Origin of the sequence: Streptomyces sp. NPDC057474 (assembly GCF_042802555.1) — a bacterium.
Classification (GTDB): Bacteria; Actinomycetota; Actinomycetes; order Streptomycetales; family Streptomycetaceae; genus Streptomyces.
On sequence record NZ_JBHVDX010000212.1, the window covers coordinates 1 to 18,187 of the forward strand.

The 18,187-nt window shown below is 68.1% G+C and carries 17 protein-coding genes and 3 pseudogenes; 13 read left to right on the plus strand and 7 right to left on the minus strand.

Translation table 11 applies throughout. The features are described 5' to 3' along the window. Together ACFU53_RS38265 and ACFU53_RS38270 are read right to left on the minus strand one after the other, a co-directional pair. The coding region (locus ACFU53_RS38265; protein WP_384003542.1) for a hypothetical protein at window positions 1-221 on the minus strand (221 nt) is incomplete at its 3' end. Next, window positions 218-454 carry a hypothetical protein gene (locus ACFU53_RS38270; RefSeq protein ID WP_384003545.1) on the minus strand — a complete coding sequence of 79 codons (237 nt, stop codon included), beginning with the start codon at window positions 452-454 and terminating at the stop codon, window positions 218-220. The genes ACFU53_RS38265 and ACFU53_RS38270, both read right to left, overlap by 4 nt. A gap of 131 nt (window positions 455-585) precedes the next feature. Here ACFU53_RS38270 and ACFU53_RS38275 point away from each other — a divergent pair, with 131 nt between their 5' ends. Beyond that, entirely contained in the window at window positions 586-1,845 is a 1,260-nt protein-coding gene (locus tag ACFU53_RS38275; protein ID WP_384003548.1) for an acyl-CoA dehydrogenase family protein, read from the plus strand. Between the two features lie 163 nt (window positions 1,846-2,008). Here the strand turns inward: ACFU53_RS38275 and ACFU53_RS38280 are convergent, their stop codons facing one another. Continuing rightward, window positions 2,009-2,452, minus strand: coding sequence for an arginase family protein (locus tag ACFU53_RS38280; protein ID WP_384003576.1), 444 nt, complete (start codon window positions 2,450-2,452; stop codon window positions 2,009-2,011). Here ACFU53_RS38280 and ACFU53_RS38285 point away from each other — a divergent pair. Continuing rightward, window positions 2,348-2,578, plus strand: a complete 231-nt coding sequence (locus tag ACFU53_RS38285; protein ID WP_384003579.1) for an SDR family oxidoreductase — start codon at window positions 2,348-2,350, stop codon at window positions 2,576-2,578. The genes ACFU53_RS38280 and ACFU53_RS38285 overlap by 105 nt on opposite strands. Window positions 2,579-2,753: 175 nt before the next feature. Beyond that, window positions 2,754-3,440, plus strand: a complete 687-nt coding sequence (locus tag ACFU53_RS38290) for a GntR family transcriptional regulator (protein ID WP_384003551.1) — start codon at window positions 2,754-2,756, stop codon at window positions 3,438-3,440. Window positions 3,441-3,773: 333 nt separating this feature from the next. Here ACFU53_RS38290 and ACFU53_RS38295 read toward each other — a convergent pair whose 3' ends face one another. From ACFU53_RS38295 to ACFU53_RS38310, 4 genes are all read right to left on the minus strand, one after another. Then, on the minus strand, window positions 3,774-4,571 hold the full coding sequence (locus tag ACFU53_RS38295; RefSeq protein WP_384003553.1) for an HpcH/HpaI aldolase/citrate lyase family protein: 798 nt from the start codon (window positions 4,569-4,571) through the stop codon (window positions 3,774-3,776). After that, window positions 4,568-5,350, minus strand: coding sequence for a fumarylacetoacetate hydrolase family protein (locus ACFU53_RS38300; RefSeq protein WP_384003556.1), 783 nt, complete (start codon window positions 5,348-5,350; stop codon window positions 4,568-4,570). The genes ACFU53_RS38295 and ACFU53_RS38300 overlap by 4 nt, the downstream gene beginning before the upstream one ends. 22 nt (window positions 5,351-5,372) lie before the next feature. Continuing rightward, window positions 5,373-6,869, minus strand: a complete 1,497-nt coding sequence (hpaE, locus tag ACFU53_RS38305; protein ID WP_384003559.1) for a 5-carboxymethyl-2-hydroxymuconate semialdehyde dehydrogenase — start codon at window positions 6,867-6,869, stop codon at window positions 5,373-5,375. Window positions 6,870-6,933: 64 nt separating this feature from the next. Beyond that, on the minus strand, window positions 6,934-8,379 hold the full coding sequence (locus ACFU53_RS38310; protein ID WP_384003562.1) for a fumarylacetoacetate hydrolase family protein: 1,446 nt from the start codon (window positions 8,377-8,379) through the stop codon (window positions 6,934-6,936). 379 nt (window positions 8,380-8,758) lie between these two features. Here ACFU53_RS38310 and ACFU53_RS38315 point away from each other — a divergent pair. The 10 genes and pseudogenes from ACFU53_RS38315 (at window position 8,759) to ACFU53_RS38360 (ending at window position 17,707) form a co-directional block, all read left to right on the plus strand. Beyond that, a pseudogene (locus tag ACFU53_RS38315) lies at window positions 8,759-9,909 on the plus strand (sugar ABC transporter substrate-binding protein). Continuing rightward, window positions 9,843-10,415 (plus strand): annotated as a pseudogene (locus ACFU53_RS38320) (ATP-binding cassette domain-containing protein); the annotation flags it as partial. The pseudogenes ACFU53_RS38315 and ACFU53_RS38320, both read left to right, overlap by 67 nt. A gap of 220 nt (window positions 10,416-10,635) precedes the next feature. Next, window positions 10,636-11,415: an ATP-binding cassette domain-containing protein gene (locus ACFU53_RS38325; protein ID WP_384003582.1), complete on the plus strand. Its 780-nt coding sequence runs from the start codon at window positions 10,636-10,638 to the stop codon at window positions 11,413-11,415. Next, window positions 11,412-12,494 carry an ABC transporter permease gene (locus ACFU53_RS38330; RefSeq protein WP_384003586.1) on the plus strand — a complete coding sequence of 361 codons (1,083 nt, stop codon included), beginning with the start codon at window positions 11,412-11,414 and terminating at the stop codon, window positions 12,492-12,494. The genes ACFU53_RS38325 and ACFU53_RS38330 overlap by 4 nt, the downstream gene beginning before the upstream one ends. 357 nt (window positions 12,495-12,851) lie before the next feature. Beyond that, complete coding sequence (locus ACFU53_RS38335) at window positions 12,852-14,225, plus strand: NAD-dependent succinate-semialdehyde dehydrogenase (RefSeq protein WP_384003565.1); 1,374 nt, start codon at window positions 12,852-12,854, stop codon at window positions 14,223-14,225. 81 nt (window positions 14,226-14,306) lie between these two features. After that, entirely contained in the window at window positions 14,307-14,594 is a 288-nt protein-coding gene (locus ACFU53_RS38340) for an SDR family oxidoreductase (protein WP_384003567.1), read from the plus strand. After that, entirely contained in the window at window positions 14,582-15,157 is a 576-nt protein-coding gene (locus ACFU53_RS38345; RefSeq protein WP_384003570.1) for a hypothetical protein, read from the plus strand. Before ACFU53_RS38340 ends, ACFU53_RS38345 begins: the two co-directional genes overlap by 13 nt. Window positions 15,158-15,275: 118 nt before the next feature. Beyond that, on the plus strand, window positions 15,276-15,725 hold the full coding sequence (locus tag ACFU53_RS38350; protein WP_384003573.1) for a nuclear transport factor 2 family protein: 450 nt from the start codon (window positions 15,276-15,278) through the stop codon (window positions 15,723-15,725). Window positions 15,726-15,736: 11 nt separating this feature from the next. Further along, window positions 15,737-16,774 (plus strand): annotated as a pseudogene (locus ACFU53_RS38355) (NADH:flavin oxidoreductase); the annotation flags it as partial. A gap of 75 nt (window positions 16,775-16,849) precedes the next feature. Continuing rightward, window positions 16,850-17,707, plus strand: coding sequence for an FAD-dependent oxidoreductase (locus ACFU53_RS38360; RefSeq protein WP_384003589.1), 858 nt, complete (start codon window positions 16,850-16,852; stop codon window positions 17,705-17,707). Window positions 17,708-18,187: the final 480 nt, after the last annotated feature.

Genomic DNA, 18,187 nt, shown 5'->3' on the forward strand with positions numbered 1-18,187 from the left:
GGCCGGGACAGTACGACCGTCCCGGCCCCGCCGCTATGTCCTCCGTAAGCCTTTGGCATGACGCGCGGGAACATCAACCACGGGCATGCGGTACGGGTGGTCGAAGTCCAGCGTGTACGGGAAGCGGTGTCGGAGAGCGCCAGGTCGTCCGGTTCGAGCAGCACTTGCCGGTCCTGCTGCGTGAGCACGCACCGGCCGGCCAGTTGCAGGCTGACCTTCACGAAGTCGGGAAGGTCGGCGGCGATGTGCCGTCGGGTGTGCGCGACGCCGTGCGCGTTCGCCTCGACGCCGACACCTGCAGCGGACCGGGGCGGGCACTGCGCAGGGTGGCCCGGAAATCGGCAGTCTCGCGGAGCAGGGCCTCCAGCGGTACGAAACTGTGGCCGACCAGCGCCCGCCAGAACTCGAACCGGTCCGCTGAGGTTCCGTCAGTCGGGGTGCTCTCCATGGGCATTGCGGTCTCCCTTCCGCCGACGTGTGCACGCTACGACAACAGGCCGTGCCGCGGGGAACAACCGTGCGGCGCCTTCCTGCCCGACAGTGTCCGTACACAGCAGCCCCCCTGAAACGAGGAAGGCACCGCCGATGACCATCGACTTCACCCTCGGTCCCGAGCAGCGGGAGAGGCAGCTCCATGCCCGGAAGGTCGCCGGGGAGGTGCTCGGCGACGTACCGGCCGCCTTGACCGGTCTCGGTACTCCCGAGCAGCGGTTTGCCGCGACCCGCCCCTTCTACCGCGAACTGGTGCGCGCCGGCCTGCTGCGGCAACAGGTGCCGCCGCCCATGGGCGGAACCATGACCGGTCTGCTCGACCTGGCGCTGGTGGCCGAGGAACTGTGGGCGGTCGACGCCGACGTTCCGCTGTCGCTGTTCTCCACCGGCCTCGGCCTGATGCCCCTGCTCATGTTCGGCACACCGGAGCAGCAGGAGAGGCTGCTGCCGCCGTTCCTCGCCGATGACGGCGAGCCGCTCGCCGCACTCGCCTTCAGTGAGCCGGGCGGCTCCGCGAACTTCCAGTCCCCGTATCCCGGCACCGGCATCCAGACTGTCGCGCGGCGCGACGGCGACGAGTGGGTGATCAGCGGGACGAAGCAGTTCATCCCGCACGCCACCGGCTGGGACGGCGAGGGCGCCGACCTGTTAGCGGTGGCTGCCCGCACGGACCTGGAGGCCCCGCCGCAGGAGTCCCTGGCCGTCTTTCTGGTTCCCCGGCCGGAGCGCGGGCTGACCGTGCTGGGCTCGATGGAGACCGTGGGACACCGCGGCGCGCTGGTGTCGCGGGTGCGTTTCGACGAGGTGCGTGTCCCGGCCGGGAACATCCTGGGTGCGCCGGGCGATGGTATCCGCATCCTGGAGACGGCGTTCAGCGCGACCGCCGGCCTGGTCGGCGCGTTCTCCGTGGGCCTCATGCGGGCGGCCTTCCAGGCGGTGCTGGACTTTGCCCGAACCGAGCGGCGCGGTGGCGCCGTGCCCGTCATCGAGCACCAGAATGTCGGCACTCTCCTCGCCGACATGAAGGCCCGCCTGGAGGCGTGCCGCTACCTGACCTGGAAGGCGTGCGACTACTTCGACAAGACCGGCGGACGCGGCACCGAACTGTCGCTGGCGACCAAGGTGTTCGCCTCGGAGACAGCCGTCCAGGTTGTCTACGACGGGATGCGCGCCGTCGGCGCGGAGGCGTACACGACCGCACGCCCGCTGGCCGGGCTGCTCCAGGACGTGCTCGCCTATCCGCTGTTCGACGGCGGCAACGTGGGTGTGCGCCGGCCGCAGCTGCAACGGCTTTTCGCGCAGTCGGGCTACGACCAGTTGGCCGCCGCCGAGGGACGTGTGCCAGGGGAGTGACATGACGAGTCCCTGAGGGGCGGGCACGGCAGGCGGCCGTGCCCACGCTCCTGCGTGCGTCTTCGGCACCCTCAGGGTCGGCCGGCGCGGCGTCCCGCCAGTTGGCGCGGACACGCGGACCGCGTCACGAGGTTGTCAGCACCGGCCGCGCCCGAACGCCCCCTCAGAGCAGGGGCAGGCCCTCCACGAGCCGCCGGACTGCCATCACCTGTCGAGGGATGTACTCCGCGATGGTGAACCCGACGACCTCGGCCGCCTCGCCGATGTCGGTGATGAGCCTGCGAACCTGTGCGGAGGTGAGCCCTCCCGGCTCGGCGCCCAGCCCGAGCAGCACTTCGTCGCTGTCGACGACGTCGACGTCGAGGTGTACGGCGACACGCGTGCAGCCGGTCGAGGCGAGCCACTCCAGCAGGGCGTCACTCGTCGAACGCAGGTCCGCCGGTGAGAAAGTCGAGATACCCCACTTCTCCGCGTTGGGGAAATCGTCCTCCGTCCATGAAAGATGATCCTCGACGACGCGGTGTACAAGGTCTTCCGACCGGACCTCGACAAGCCGACTCGTGAGGACGCGGGTGACGCCTTCAAGTCCTTCATCCTCCTGGACCAGCCCTGGGTCGAGGTGGACGAGGTCAGCAATGCCGTCCTCTGGCTCTCCTCGGACGAGGCTCGCTCCATCACGGGTGTCCAGCTTCCCGTCGACGCCGGGACGCTCGTCAAGTGGCCCGGCGCCTGACCTGCCGACGCTCGTGAAGGGCGACTGGACACTCTCCATGTCTTGTAGCGGCGCCCCGCGCCGGGTGCCGCTACAGGCGTGAAGTGGCCCACGCGGGCCGCCGAGACTTACCGTTGGGATAGGATGAGCAGTCGCCGAGACCGCACCCAGGCCGCCGAATGAGGGACGCCCCAGCATGGTCACTAGCGCCAGTACGGCCTCCCAGGCGAAGGGCGCGTCGAAGTCCGAGGCTGTGTACCGGGCGCTGCGTGAGCGCATCACGAGTGGCACCTATTCCCCCGGGCATCGCCTGGTCCTCGGCAAGGTCGCCGATGAGTTCGGCGTGAGTGCTGTGCCGGTTCGCGAAGCGGTGCGCAAGCTGGAGGCGGAGGGCCTCGTCGACTTCCAGCGCAACGTGGGTGCCACAGTGACCGGCATTGACCAGCATGCCTACGACGACGCCATGGAGGCCCTGGCCTACCTCGAGGGCGTGGCCACGGCACTGGCGGCCCCCCACCTGACGAAGGCGGAGCTCAAGCGTGCGCACAAGCTCAACCAGCAGCTGCGTGAGTCGACGGAGAACTTCGATCCGATCGGGTTCACGTCGCTCAACCAGCAGTTCCACGAGCTGCTGTGCTCGAAGTGTCCGAACAAGCACCTACTGACTCTGGTCAATCGCGAGTGGAACCAGCTGTCGGCCATCCGCCGTTCGACCTTCAGTTTCGTTCCGGGACGCGCTCAGATCTCGCTCGCCGAGCACGAGCACATCCTGACGCTCATCAGCGACCGCGCGCCCGATCGCGAGATCGAGCTCGCCGCACGGATGCACAAATTCGGGACTCGACGAGCGTTCGACGAGTCCCGGCAGGCTTCAGGAGCCTGACCCACCCCGCGGTCTACGCGGCACAGTTGCTCCCCACGCCCTCGGTACGTCGCGTTCGCACGAGGCCACCGAACAAAACGGCGGTGTCTCCATAGCGCCCTCACCGAGCCTCTTCTCGATGCACTCGGGCCGGATCGAGGAGTTCCTCGATCCGGCCGTCGCACGAAAACGAGTCGCTGGTGGTGGAGGGCGACCTTGCGGCCCGCTCTTCGCGACAGTTTGTCGGATGGACTCATGAACCCGGGGGTTCAGCCCTCCGGCACCCCACGCAGCCGCAGCCCATGATCGTGATCATCTCGTGAGCCGCACCGCGGTGCGGCGGTGGCCGGTTGGTCAATAACTGGAGCTGGGGCCGTCGCCGGCGCTGTGGATGTACATGGACGCCAGTGACTCGGACCCCCGGGCAAGGAGCGCGACGTCCGCCCCCACGAGGACGAAGTCCGCTCCGGCATCGAGGTACAGGTGTGCTGTCTCCGGCTTGAAGGCGTTCACGCCCACCGGCTTACCTGCACGACGGACGTCCTCGATCACCGAGCGCACCACATCCTGCACAGCGGGGTGGTCCTGTCGGCCGAGCTTGCCCATGGAGGCCGCGAGGTCCGACGGGCCGACGAAGACGGCGTCCACACCGTCGACGTCCGCGATGTCGCGACAGTTCCCGACCGCCTCGGTGGACTCGATCTGGACGACCAGAGACACGTGTCCCTCGGCATGGTCGAGGTAGTCCGGGGTCCGGTTCCACCTGGACGCCCGGGCCAGGGCGCTTCCCACACCGCGTACACCGGCCGGTGGGTAGCGTGTCGAGCGGACCGCGGCCCGGGCCTGGTCCGCGCTGTCGATCATGGGAATCAACAGGTTCTGGGCGCCCAGGTCGAGATACTGCTTGATGGTCACCTGGTCGTCGGACGGCGGTCGTACCAGCGGGGTGACGGGATAGGCCGCCACCGCCTGGAGCTGGGCAAGGATGGACGCGAGGTCGTTCGGACTGTGCTCGGCGTCGATGAGCAGCCAGTCCAGCCCGCTCCCGGCGCAGATCTCGGCGACGAGCGGGCTGCCTGAGCACACCCACATCCCGACGAGGGGCCGTTCTGCCGACGCGAGCGCCTCCCGCCAGGTGGTGTTCGGAGTCATCGGAATCGGCATGTAACTGCTCCCAGCGGACCGTAGTCGGCGTAGACGGTGTCGCCCTTCTCGACCCACATGGGGCGCGTGAAGGAACCCGCCAGGATGATTTCGCCGGCAGCCAGGGCCGTTCCGTGCCGGCCCAGCTTGCCCGCCAGCCAGGCAACCCCGGTCGCGGGGTGGCCCAGGACGGCAGCCGCCACGCCGGACTCCTCGATGACCTCGTTGCGGTAGAGCAGGGCTGAGACCCAGCGCAGATCGACCTCATTGGGCCGCACCGGACGCCCGCCGATCACGACCCCGCCGAGCGCGGCATTGTCCGAGATCGTGTCGACGATCGTGCGGCCCTGCAGCTCGATGCGGGACTCGAGAATCTCGAGAGCGGGGACGACGTACGCCGTGCTGTCGAGGACGTCGAAGATCGTCGCGTCCTCCTTGAGGTCGCGATCGAGGACGAAGGCGAGCTCGACCTCGATCCGAACGTTGGCGAAGTGGTCGAAGTCGATGACGGCGCCGCTCTCGAAGAGCACGTCGTCGAAGATGACGCCGTAGTCCGGTTCCGTGATGCCGGTCGCCGCCTGCATCACCTTCGACGTGAGGCCGATCTTGTGCCCGACGATGTGCCGTCCGGCGTCGAGCCTCCGAGCGGCCCAGACGCCCTGAACGGCGTATGCGTCCTCGACGGTCATGTCCGGGTAGCGCTGGGTGATGAGCGGGATCAGCTCGGTGCCGGTCGTCACTGCGGCCAGTTCGTCGGCGATGGCCTGGATGGTCTGGGGATCGAGCATGGACACACCTCCTTCGTGACGCTCAGACGCCGGTGCCGAAGCGGACACTGTGCGACTCACCCAGGGTGATGTGTACCGCCTGCTGGTTCGTGTAGAAGTCGATCGAGCGGTAGCCGCCCTCGTGCCCTAGGCCCGAAGCCTTCACGCCGCCGAACGGAGTGCGGAGATCGCGGACGTTGTTCGAGTTGAGCCAGACCATGCCGGCCTCCACCCGGGACGCGAAGTTGTGGGCGCGACGCAGGTCCCCCGTCCAGATGTAGGCCGCGAGGCCGTACTTGACGCTGTTGGCGAGGGAGAGAGCCTCCTCGTCATCGGTGAACGGCGTGATGGCCACCACCGGGCCGAAGATCTCCTCCTGGAAGATACGCGCGGAGGAGGGGACGTCGGCGAAGACGGTCGGTCGCAGGTAGTTGCCGTGCTCCAGGCCCTCCGGCTTGTCGCCGCCCGCGACAAGGCGGCCCTCCTGCCTGCCGAGCTCGACGTAGCTGAGCACCTTGGCGTAGTGCTCGGGGTGCACCAGGGCTCCCACCTCTGTGCGCGGGTCGTGAGGAGGACCGACGACGATCTTTTCGGCGCGGGCGGCGTAGGCCTCGACGAAGCGGTCGTAGATGCTCTGCTCGACCAGGATGCGGCTGCCCGCGGTGCAGCGCTCACCGTTCAGCGAGAACACGCCGAAGAGGGTGGCGTCGATGGCGGCGTCGAAGTCGGCGTCCGCGAACACGATCGCGGGGGACTTGCCGCCCAGCTCCATCGACAGTCCCTTCAGATAGGGCGCGGCGTTGCCGAAGATGAGCGATCCGGTGCTGCTCTCACCCGTGAACGAGATCAGCGGCACGTCCGGGTGCTTGACCAGGGCATCGCCCGCCTCCTCGCCAATGCCGTTGACCAGGTTGAACACTCCGTCGGGGACCCCGGCCTCGCGGAAGATCTCGGCCCAGAGGCTGGCGGACAGCGGTGTGAACTCGGCGGGCTTGAGCACGACCGTGTTGCCGGTGGCCAGCGCCGGGGCCAGCTTCCAGCTCTCGAGCATGAACGGGGTGTTCCACGGGGTGATGAGTCCCGCGACGCCGATGGGGGAACGGTTCACGTAGTTCATCTGCTTGCCCGGCACCTTGTAGACGTCGTCTGCCTGGGCCACTACGAGGTCGGCGAAGAAGCGGAAGTTCTCTGCCGCACGCTGTGCCTGACCGAGTGCCTGAGTGATGGGCAGACCCGTGTCGAAGGTCTCGAGCTCGGCCAGGCGCGCATCGCTTGCCTCGACCAGGTCGGCGATGCGGTGCAGGACACGCGAACGCTGCCGGGGCACAAGCGTGGGCCAGGGTCCGTCGGTGAAGGCACGGCGCGCGGCAGCCACCGCGAGGTCGACGTCTTCCTTCTGCCCGGCGGCAGCGGTCGCGTAGACGGAGTTCTCGACGGGCTCGAGGACGTCGAACTGCTTGCCGGACACGCTGTCCGTCCACTTACCGTCGATGAAGTGCTGGATGTGCGTGGGGAGGTTCTCGGGCTTGTGCAGCGTCATGGGTACTCCTGATCGGCGACCGGATCACTCCCGGTCAAGGCTTGGCTGACTGGTGTGGGTTCGATCAAGTGGGGTCGGCGTCCGCTTCGAACCGGGCGCGCCATTCGGCGTTCATCGGGAACAGGCCGTCGACCTTCGCCCCGTTCGTGACCTGTCGTGCGATGTAGGCGTCCTCGGCCTCCTGCGCACTAGCGGCAGCGACCACCTCGTCCGCGATCGCCGACGGGATGACGATCACGCCGTCCGTGTCGCCCACGACCAGGTCGCCGGGCTGGACGGCGGCACCACCGCAGGTGACGGTCACGTCGGTCTCCCACGGGACGTGGCGTCGGCCGAGCACGGACGGGTGGCCACCCTGGGCGAAGACCGGCAGTTCGAAGGTGCTGAGGAATCCGCTGTCGCGGACACACCCGTCGGTGACGATCCCCGCTGCCCCGAGCCACTGCGCCCGCAAGGCCAGGATGTCGCCGACTGTCCCAGCGGTGGAATCGCGGCGGGCCTCGACGACCAGGACGTCACCCGGGCCGAGGGAGTCGAAGGCCCGCTTCTGCGCGTTGTAACCGCCTCCGTGCGACGCGAAGAGGTCGGGTCGGAAGGCGATCATGCGTAGCGTGCGTGCCCTCCCAGCCATCTTGACTCCCGGCTTCAGCGGCGTGACGCCGTCTAGGAAGACGTCGACGTATCCGCGGCGCCGAAGTTCGGCGCTCAAGGCGGCCGTACCCACGTCGGCGGTCAGGCCGGCCCAGTCGGGCTCAGGGATGTTCTCTTCCTCCGGCGGGGTCGAACCCCAGGCCTCCCGGCGCTGCCGATCGTCCATCGACGGTTTCTCGCCGAAGTCCGCGAAGGGGACATGCCCCTGGGTCACGTGGGTGACAAGGCGGCCGCTCGACGGGTTGCCCGGCGCCGACGGCGCGTCGACCTCCACCTCTACGGTGTCGCCGGGCTGCACCACGGAGGAGCCGGCCGGCGTCCCGGTGAGGATGACGTCACCTGCTTCGAGGGTGAGCATCTGCGACAGGTCGGCCACGAGTTGCTCGAAGGGGAACAGGAGCGTCGAGGTATGGTCTTCCTGGACCAGATCGCCGTTCACCCAGGTCCGGACACGGAGCTCGGCGAGGTCGACGGAAGAGGCGTCGATGACGTTCGGCCCGAGGGGCGTGTAGCCGTCCCCACCCTTCGAGCGCAGGTTCGACCCCTTGTCGGCCGTACGAAGGTCGTACAGGCCGAAGTCATTGGCAGCCGTCACGCCGGCGATGACCTCGCGCGCCGCATCGGGCGAGATTCTGCGGGCCGAGGTGCCGATGATGATCGCCACTTCACCCTCGAACGCCAGGAGTTCGGTGCCCGCAGGCCTCTCCACCATTCCGCCTGACTGGCCGAGCGACGACGCCGGCTTCAAGAAGTACGAGGGATGTTGCGGAACACGGCCGCGCTGCTCGGCGCGTGAGCGGTAGTTCAGATGGACGGCGATGATCTTCCCGGGTCGCTCGCCGAGTGGTCTGGCAGTCATCCAACCTCCTAAGGTATCTGAAATCATATACGATAAGCTCCACGATGTGAATACGTGAGAGATCGCGCGAGGTCCGCACTTTTCGGCCGGTCTCGTAAGCAAAGCGTGACCCGAAATCGTGGATGAGATTATATACGATATTAAATCTCTGGGCTACGCTCTCGGAACACCCCAGCCAACCGTGACTGGGCTCACACCTGCGGAGGTCACATATGAGGGCTCTCGTCGTGGACTGATCGCGCTGGCAGTAGCCGGTATCGCCAGTCTTTCCCTTGCCAGCTGTACCACCTCGACAGGCAGTGACGGTGGCGGATCCGGATCCAGCGGGTCGTCGGACTTCGCGCTCCCGGCCAAGGCTCAGTCGCAGCTTGACGCTGCGATGCAGGCTCCGAGCTGGACGCCGCCGAAGGACTCGCCCAAGCCGGCGAAGAACAAGTTCGTGATCAGCATCCCGTGCGCCGAGGCCGCTGTCGGCTGCGCTCGCCCGGGGGATGCCTTCCTCGATGCGGGCAAGGCCCTCGGCTGGCGAACGCAGCTCATCGACCCAGCCGGTGACCCGCAGAAGATGCAGGCGGCGCTGAAGCAGGCGCTGCAGCTCGGGGCTGACGGCATCTTCATGCCGGGTGGTTCGGTGCAGGCCATCGGTGCGGGCCTCCTCGAGCAGATGAGAGACGCCGGCGTGGCGATGTTCGCCCTTGACGGCGACAGCCAGCCGCTCGGCCCCAAGGGCTGGAGCGGTGTCATGAACAACGACTACGGGCAGACGGCCCCGATCCTGGCCGACTACGTGGCCAAGGACAGTGGCGGCGCCGCGAAGGTGCTCCTGGTCAACAACTCCGAGTTCCCCGGAGTGAACAACGGGGTCAAGGTCTTCGAGAAGGCCCCCCGAAGGTCTGCTCAAGTTGCGAGATCGCGAAGCGGCTGGACTTCTCGATCGCCGACATCCAGACGGCCTTCCCGTCGCGCGTCAAGGCGATGCTGCAGGCGAACCCTGAGATCGACTACATCTACGCCCCGTACGACTTCGCGGCCACGCAGATGTCGACGGCGATCGCGCAGGCAGGCCTGACCGGCAAGGTGAAGATCGTCGGTGTCGACGGGAATCCGCAGAACCTGAAGGCGATCAAGGACGGCACCCAGGCGGCATCCCTCGCCCGTCCGTCGGAGCTCATGGGCTGGGCCGTGGCCGACCAGATGAACCGCGTCTTCAACGGCAAGCAGACAGTCAACGATGCCCGCGGGTTCCAGACGGAGGACTACCCCACGCAGCTGCTCGACAAGTCGAACCTTCCGCAGGACGTCACCGCGCCGTGGAACGCGGGGATCGACTACCAGGCCGCCTACAAGAAGCTGTGGGCATCGGCTGATCCTCGCCCAGCCACACAGCACCCGGGGCGGGGCGATGGCTGCCCCGCCCCCGGCCCCCAGTTCATCGCCCGTACCCCTGACACAGGAGGTCGTAGATGCAGGAAAGCACCTTGTCCAGCGGAGGATCCGGTCTCGATACCGTGTCCGGCGGTCTCGTCGTAGAGGACCTGTCGAAGACGTTCGTCGGCACGAAGGCCCTCAACGGCCTCACGGCGCACTTCCCGGCCGGGAAGATCACGGCACTGCTCGGCCAGAACGGCTCGGGCAAGTCGACGCTCATCAAGATTCTCGCCGGCTTCTACCACCCCGACGCGGGCGGACGGATCACTGTCGCCGGACGGGATCTGACGACCCCGGTCGCGCCCAAGGCGGCGCATGACATCGGACTGCGCTTCATCCATCAGGACCTCGGCCTTGTCGAAGGGTTGACGGTCGCTGACAACTTCTCCTTCGTCAACGGGTACGGCACAGGTCTGCTCGGGCCCATCCGCAGGCAGGGGCTCCGTGACCGGGTCCAGCTAGCGCTGGACAGGTTCGGCGTCGAGGTGACTCCGGACATGCTCGTGTCCTCGCTGTCTCCCACGGATCGCACGATGGTGGCTATCGCACGGGCGTTCGTGGATGACGGGAGCGAGTCGGCGATCACCGACCGCATCCTCATCCTGGACGAGCCGACCGCGTCACTGCCCGCGGACGAGGTGCACACGGTCTTCCGCGCCCTCCGCCAGGCCCGGGACGCCGGCGCCGGCGTCATCTTCGTGAGTCACCGCGTCGACGAAGTGCGAGAGCTCGCCGACAGGCTGGTGGTCCTGCGTGACGGACAGATGACGGCTGACCGCGAACTGAGCGGCCTGGGCGTCCGGGAGATCGTCAATCTCATCCTCGGGCGTGAGTTCACGCGCGTCAGACCGAAACACCGCGAAATCTTCGGACGAGGTCGTGCTCCAGTGCGTGCAACTGACGGGGCGCAGGCTCCGCGATGTCGACCTCTCGCTGCGCAAGGGCGAGATCCTCGGCGTGACGGGTCTCCTGGGCTGCGGCAGAAGCGAGTTGACGCGATTGATCACCGGTGCGCAGGCCGCGACGTCCGGACAGTTGCTGATGGACGGCGAACCGCTGTCCATCTCGTCTCCCAAAGCCGCGATCAAGGCAGGCATCGCGTCAGTGCCGCAGGACCGGCGTGGCCAAGGCTGCATCCCGGCGATGAGCCTGCGCCAGAACATCACCTTGAGCGATCTCGGACCTTTCTGGAGGGGCGGTCGGCTGCGCCAAGGGGAAGAACGCGCGGCGGCTCGGTCAGCCGTGGATCACTTCGGCATCAGGCCGGCGAGCACCGAGAAGCCGATGTCGAAGTTCAGCGGCGGCAACCAGCAGAAGGCTGTCCTCGCCAAGTGGACACGGACCGCTCCGCGCATCCTCGTCCTGGACGAGCCCACCCAGGGCGTGGACATCGGGTCCAAGCAGGAGATCGCCCAGATCGTCACGGCACTCGCCGACGACGGAGTGGCGATCCTCGTGGCCTCCAGCGACTTCGAGGAGCTCGTGCATCTCTGCGACCGGGTCCTCGTCCTCAACCGCGGACGCCTCGTGGCGGAGGTCCCGCGCGAAGACCTCACGGAGCCGCATCTGACCGTTCTTGCAACCTCAGGAGAGGGAGTCGAAGCATGAGTGACCTGACGCGGGACGAAAACCTGGCGACAGAACATCAGGACCTGTCCGGAGTGGCCGTAGAAGAGGTCAGCTCGGCCACCGGGCCGGCGGTCGGTGGGTCATCGGCCGAGCGCATCGGGCGCAAGTGGGGGCTGACGGACATCACTGCGAACTACGGCGTCGTCCTTTTCCTCCTGCTGCTGATCATCGGATTCAGCATCGCGCTCCCGGACAGGTTCCCCACCACCGAGAACCTGACGGTACTTCTGGGGGACAACGCCGTGCCGGGCCTCCTGGCGCTGGCTGTGGTCCTGCCTCTCGCCGCGGGGGAGTTCGACCTCTCTGTCGGAGCCACGCTCGGGTTCACCGCGATCCTGACCGCTCAGATGACGATCAGCGGCGTGCCCGTCTCCGTCGCCATTCTGGCGGCGATCCTCTGCGGAGCCTTCATAGGCGCGGTCAACGCGGTGCTGGTGGTGCGCATCGGCGTGAACGCGTTCATCGCCACGCTGGCGACGGCGACCGTGCTCTCGGGGCTGAATCTCCTCGTCACGAACGGCCGCACCCTCTTCCAGGGGATCCCGGACGGTCTCAAGGTGATCGCCAACAGCAAACTTCTGGGCCTCGACCTGCCCGTCTACTACTTCCTCATCGGTGCCTTGATCCTTTGGTACCTCCTGGAACACACGCCGTTCGGACGCCTGCTCAGGGCGACGGGCATGGGCCGCGAAGCCGCCCGCCTCACCGGTGTGCGCACGTCAGGCTTCCTGGCCAGCAGCTTCGTCCTGGCCGGAGCGATCGCAGGACTGTGCGGCGCACTGCAGGTGGCCCGTGTGGGCTCGGCGACCGCGTCGATGGGGCCGGAGTTCCTGTTGCCCGCCTACGCGGCCGCCTTCCTCGGCAGTACCACCATCAGGCGAGGGCAGTTCAATGTCTGGGGCACCGTCGTCGGCACCTTCCTGCTGGCGGTGGGCATCACCGGCCTCACGTTCGCCGGTGCCCCGTTCTGGGTGCCGAACGTCTTCAATGGCGGCGCGCTGATCATCGCTGTCTCCATCGCGGTCCTCGTCGGCCGTCGCACCGGCGACGCCGGCTAGCCCGAGGTTTCCCGGCCGGCACTCGCCTCCAGGAGAGGCACCTGTACGACATCGTCGCGCGGATCCAGGCCGGACGCCTCGTGTGGTCCGGCCGCGGTGGCAGGAGCGAAAGCCCAGACGTGTTGCCATGCCCGACACGCTGGGGGGCCGAAGCGACAGATCGCGCCACCTCTGGTGTGATGACGCAGACTATGTTTTTCCTAGATCGTATAGAATTTGCTATCTGATCCGAGGGTTGTCACGACACATACCGCATCTGCCGTTGCTGACGCCCACCCACTCGGGCTGCTGAAGGACCTCGACCCTGGCCGAGCCATCTGGGTCGGCGGTCGTGCCTCGGCTGCCGCCGACGGTGCGGTGTTCGAGGTGGAGGATCCGGCCACGCTGGACACGATCGCGCTGGTGTCCGACGGAGGTGCGGCCGAGGCGCGATCCGCGGTCGACGCGGCGGCGGCTGCCCTCGCCGAGTGGTCGGCGACCCCGGCGCGTGTGCGCTCAGAGGTGCTCCGCCGTGCTTTCGAGCTCATGGTCGCCGACATCGAGAATCTGGCCGGCATCATCGCCTGGGAGAACGGCAAGTCCCTCGCCGACGCGCGGGCCGAGGTGACCTACGCGGCGGAGTTCTTCCGATGGTTCGCCGAGGAGACGGTCCGTACGGACGGCGAGTACGGTGCGGCGCCCGCCGGTGGTGCGCGCACCATCGTGACTCATCGGCCCGTCGGTGTGGCAGCACTTGTTACGCCGTGGAACTTTCCCGCGGCCATGGCGACCCGGAAGATCGGCCCCGCCTTGGCGGCCGGCTGCACGGTGGTCCTGAAGCCCGCGCGAGAAACCCCGCTGACCGCGCTCGCCGTCGTACGGCTCCTCCAGGAGGCCGGGGTGCCCGACGGAGTCGTCAACCTAGTGCCGACGACGTCGTCGGCCGTGGTCGTGACGACCTGGCTCGAGGACCCCCGGGTGCGGAAGATCTCCTTCACCGGGTCGACGGCCGTCGGCCGCACGCTGCTCAAGCAGGCGGCGGACCGGGTCGTGAACGCGTCGATGGAGCTCGGGGGCAACGCGCCGTTCGTGGTCACCGAGGACGCCGACGTGAGTGCGGCGGTCGCCGGCGCGATGGTCGCCAAGTTCCGTAATGGCGGGCAGGCCTGCACCGCGGCGAACCGGTTCTACGTCCACGCCGATGTGGCGGAGGAGTTCGTGGCCCGCTTCGGCGCGGCTGTGGAAGCACTCCGGGTACGGCCGCCCTTCGCGGACGACTGCGAGGTCGGCCCCCTCGTCGGTGCCAAGGCCGTGGCCGACGTGCGTGGGCTCGTGGCCGAGGCGGTCGCCTCCGGGGCTCGTGTCGCCCACCAGGGATCGGTGCCGGACGTAGGCCACTTCTACGCGCCGACGGTGCTGACCGACGTGACGCCCGACGCGGCGATCCTGCGGGAGGAGATCTTCGGCCCCGTGGCTCCCGTGGTGGTCTGGCGCACGGAGGCGGATCTGCTGACTTGGGTGAACGGCACTCCCTACGGTCTCGCCGCCTACGTCTATGCCGGTGACCTGGGACGGGGACTCCGCCTCGGCGAAGCGATCGAGGCCGGAATGGTGGGCGTCAACCGCGGTGTCGTGTCCGACCCGTCGGCGCCGTTCGGCGGGGTCAAGGAGAGCGGTTTGGGCCGTGAGGGTGCGAGGGCCGGTCTGCGGGAGTTCCAGGAGACGCAGTACCTGAGCGTCGACTGGTCATAGCACATCTCATGTGACGTGCGGCGGGCCGAGCACGCGGGTCGAAGCGACGCGGCGACCTGGTGTCGCCCTGAAGGAGGACTTGTGAACATTGCGATCGTCGGCGGCACGGGCAAGGTGGGGAGGCTCGTTCTCGCCGGGCTGCGTGGACAGCGGGTACGGGCGTTCGCGCGCAATGACACGGCGGCCGCGCGGCTCGGAAGTGACTCGGATCTGGACATCGTCCGTGCGGATCTCGATCAACCGGAGACACTCGAGCCGGCGCTGCGCGACATCGACGTGCTTTTTATCGCGACGCCGTTCACCCGGCCCAAGCGGCACGGGAGTTGGCCGCAATCGATGCGGCGGAGTCGGCTGGTGTGGCCCGTGTAATCAAGGTCTCGTCCTATGGGGCCGGCGTCCTTCCCCGGGTGCCGAGTGCCGTCCCGCACGCCGAAGTCGAAGCCCGGCTGCGCCGTTCCTCGATGTCGTGGTCCGCGCTCCGACCGGACTGGTGGCTCGACAACGTGCTGACCCAGCTGGACCACGTCCGCGAGGGTCGGCTCTTCTTCCCCGCCGGCGATGCGACGGTCAGTACCGTGGACGCCCGCGACCTCGCGGAGGTCGCCGTCGCCGAGATCCTTGCCGACGTCCCCATGGGCGGTTCTCTTATCCTGACCGGCCCGCAGAGCGTGACCTTCCCGGAGCTCGCCGAGCGGCTGGGCCGGGCAGCCGACGTACCGTTCACCTGGCAGGACGACGTGGCGCCCGAGTGGCCCGACTATTACGCCCAAGGCATGCGCAAGCTCTTCGGGAGCTATCGATCACGTGGCTCGGCACCGCGCACGCACGTGATCGAGGAAGTGCTGGAAAGGTCGGCACGCACTATCGAGCAGTTCGGCCGCGAGGTGCTCCGACCGGCTCTCGAAGCCGCCAGCGAGACGGTGGGTCGCTGACGTCGGCTCACGCCGGACGACTCCACCCGTCTCATTTATCGGTAAGACATCAATGAACGGAGAAAGCACATGAACGGAAGGTCTCCCGACCCCAGCCTGGGGCCGCGCGAACGGTCTCGTGGACGTCGGCAGGAGTGCGGCGAAGCTGACGGCCGAGCAGGCTGCGGACCGGCTGTTGATCCTGGAAGTGATCAATCGTTACGCGTGGAGCTACGACGAGCGCGACATGGACGCCCTCGGGCGGTCCTTCACCGAGGACGCCGTCTTCGCAGGCAACCTCGCTGGGTCGGTCGAGATCGGGCCCATCAACGGCCGCGATGCGATTGTGGAGTGGCTGCGCGGTCACATGGACAGCCAGTCCGACCAGCGACGCCACTCGGTGACCAACCCGACGTTCGTGTCGCAGACCGAGGACGGCGCCGTGGTCAACGCCTTCCTCGTGCTAGCCGCGGTCAGCGACGGCCAGGTCCGCCTCGTCACCACCGGCTTCTACAAGGTCGACGTACGGAAGACCACCGACGGGTGGGCGATCAGCCGGCTCTTCGGCGGCTTCGACACGGCGTTCTGAGGGGGCCACTCATGACCGACGACTCCCTGGACCCGCTCTTCGAGCCGTTCTCCATCCGCAGCCTCACGCTGAAGAACCGGCTGGTGCAGACCTCGATGTACAGCTGGTACGCGACGTCCGAGGGCGAGGTGTCCGAGCGGCACCTGGCCTACATGGTCGAGCGGGCGCGCGGCGGTGCCGGTCTGATCATGGTGGAGAACACCTGTATCGACTGGGCCACCGGCCGGGGTTCGGGCATGCCGATCAGGATCGACGAGGACCGGTTCATCCCGGGCCTCAACGACCTGGCGAACGCCCTGCACCGCGAGGGTGCCAAGGTCGGGGTCCAGCTCTAGCACGCCGGTCGGCAGAGCGACGCGCGTGCGCGCCTGGTGAAGGCGGGCATCGCGACCGACATTCCCGCGCCGCTCTCCGCCTCGGACGTGACGTCGACGGCCATCGGTGACCAGCCCCGACCTATGTCGCTAGCCGAGATCGACGCCATGGTCGAGAAGTTCGCCGCGGCCGCCCTGCGCGCGGTCAACGCGGGGATCGACGTCATCGAGGTTCACGCGGTTCACGGTTACCTGCTGACGCAGTTCTTCTCGCCGCAGACGAACAGGCGTGACGACGAGTACGGCGGGAGCCTGGAGAACCGCGCCCGCTTCGCTCGCCGTGTGGTGCGTCGGGTGCGGCAGGTGGTCGGCGACGACTTTCCCCTCATCTGCCGGTTCAGCGCCGACGAACGGGTACCGGGCGGTGCCTCCGTCGAGGACAACCTCCAGTTGGCGCGATGGCTCTCCGAGGACGGCATCGACGTCTTCAACGTATCGGCGGGCACTTACGAATCGCGGCAGTGGGTGTACACGCCGGCGGGCGTGGAGCCGGGCTCGCTCGTCCCGTTGGCGACCGCCGTCCGGGAGGCCACCGGCAAACCCGTGATCGGGATCAGCCGTCTCGGCATGGCACTCGACAAGGCGGCGGCGTTCGTGTCCGCGGGAGCCATCGACCTCGTCGGCATGGGACGCAGCCAACTTGCCGACCCGCACACGGTCCGCAAGGCCCGTGAGGGCAGGCGCGAGGAGATTTGTCCCTGCATCGCCGGCTCGGAATGCGCTCGGGAGTTCATCGCCCAGCAGAAGCGGATGCAGTGCGTCGTCAACCCCGAGCTGGGCAACGAGTTCCGGCGACTTCTCCGACCGGTCTCCGACCGGCGCCGGATCCTCGTCGTCGGCGGTGGACCCGCCGGCATGGAGGCGGCTCGTGCCGCTGCCCTGCGTGGTCACGGGGTGGTGCTGATCGAGGCAGAGCAGGAACTCGGCGGACAGTTGCGGCACTCGACGGCGCCCGCGTTCCACCGCCGTGAGATGACGGCGTTGCTCGCCTGGTGGCGGTCCGAGCTCGAACGGCTCGAGGTCGATGTGCGACTCGGGACGGCGGCGACGCCGGAGGCCGTCGTCAAGGCCGCGGCCGACCAGGTGCTGATCGCCACCGGCGCCGAGTGGAAGGTACCGGACGACCGGCGGGCGCTCTTCGGACCGTGTCCGACGTCGCACGATGTGCTGCTCGACGCCTCCCGGGTATCCGGCACCGTCGCGGTCGTCGGCGGGACCGAGGCCGGGCTCAACGCCGCCATCGCGCTGGCCGAGTCGGGCCGGACGACCACTCTTGTGGAGACCGGCGACATCGGCCCCGAGATCAGTGACCTGATGCGCAGCGAGATGCTGAGGCAGGCCGCGGCCGCCGGGGTCCGACTGCTCGACCGCACCACTGTCACCACGGCCGAGCGGCGGGACGGCGCCTGGAGCCTGTCCGCCACGACGAGCGACGGCACGGCGGAGGTCGTCACTGTTGACGATGTGATCCTGTCCGCCCTGCCCGTCAGCGGTGTGGGCGCGTGGTCGGCAGCCGAGTCGGCTCGCTTCGTCGGCACCGTCGCGGCCCCCACCGGCCGGCTCTACCGGGCGACTCAGGACGGCTTCTGGGCGACCGCCGACTTCTGACCCCAAACAGCGACGACATCGCTCGTACCAGCACGAGACGAAGACTCATGACATCTCTCTCCGGCAAAGTGGCCGTCATCACCGGCGGCGGTCGTGGACAGGGACGCAGCGTCGCCCCGCCGCCTGCCCCGCGCGGTCAGGCGCATCTGGAAGACGTTCCCCGGACAGCGAGCGCCGCCCCGCGTCTCCTTTGACCTGGACCACGACAAGATCACCGCGCTCCTCGGGATACACCACTCGGCCGTCGTTGCTTGATGAAGGTCCTCGTTACAGCTCGGCTCCTCCAACTCAACCGACTCCAGCGAGTTCTTCCACCGGCACACGGGCAAGAGCCCTCGCACTTTCCACAGGACGCTTCGCGGTACGCGGGACTGAGCCGGCTCGATCGGCGGGGCGGGCGGGCCGCAGGCAGCGGTGCGGTCGTGAACACGCCACGTGCCCACGGCGGACGGGGTAAGCGGCAGGGGCCCGGGCGGGGCC

Bases quoted from the DNA above. Each gene is read 5' to 3' on its own strand.
- ACFU53_RS38270 (WP_384003545.1), bottom strand. From the start codon at position 454: ATGCCCATGGAGAGCACCCCGACTGACGGAACCTCAGCGGACCGGTTC.
- ACFU53_RS38275 (WP_384003548.1), top strand. From the start codon at position 586: ATGACCATCGACTTCACCCTCGGTCCCGAGCAGCGGGAGAGGCAGCTC.
- ACFU53_RS38285 (WP_384003579.1), top strand. From the start codon at position 2,348: ATGATCCTCGACGACGCGGTGTACAAGGTCTTCCGACCGGACCTCGAC.
- ACFU53_RS38290 (WP_384003551.1), top strand. From the start codon at position 2,754: ATGGTCACTAGCGCCAGTACGGCCTCCCAGGCGAAGGGCGCGTCGAAG.
- ACFU53_RS38295 (WP_384003553.1), bottom strand. From the start codon at position 4,571: ATGACTCCGAACACCACCTGGCGGGAGGCGCTCGCGTCGGCAGAACGG.
- ACFU53_RS38300 (WP_384003556.1), bottom strand. From the start codon at position 5,350: ATGCTCGATCCCCAGACCATCCAGGCCATCGCCGACGAACTGGCCGCA.
- hpaE (WP_384003559.1), bottom strand. From the start codon at position 6,869: ATGACGCTGCACAAGCCCGAGAACCTCCCCACGCACATCCAGCACTTC.
- ACFU53_RS38310 (WP_384003562.1), bottom strand. From the start codon at position 8,379: ATGACTGCCAGACCACTCGGCGAGCGACCCGGGAAGATCATCGCCGTC.
- ACFU53_RS38330 (WP_384003586.1), top strand. From the start codon at position 11,412: ATGAGTGACCTGACGCGGGACGAAAACCTGGCGACAGAACATCAGGAC.
- ACFU53_RS38360 (WP_384003589.1), top strand. From the start codon at position 16,850: ATGCAGTGCGTCGTCAACCCCGAGCTGGGCAACGAGTTCCGGCGACTT.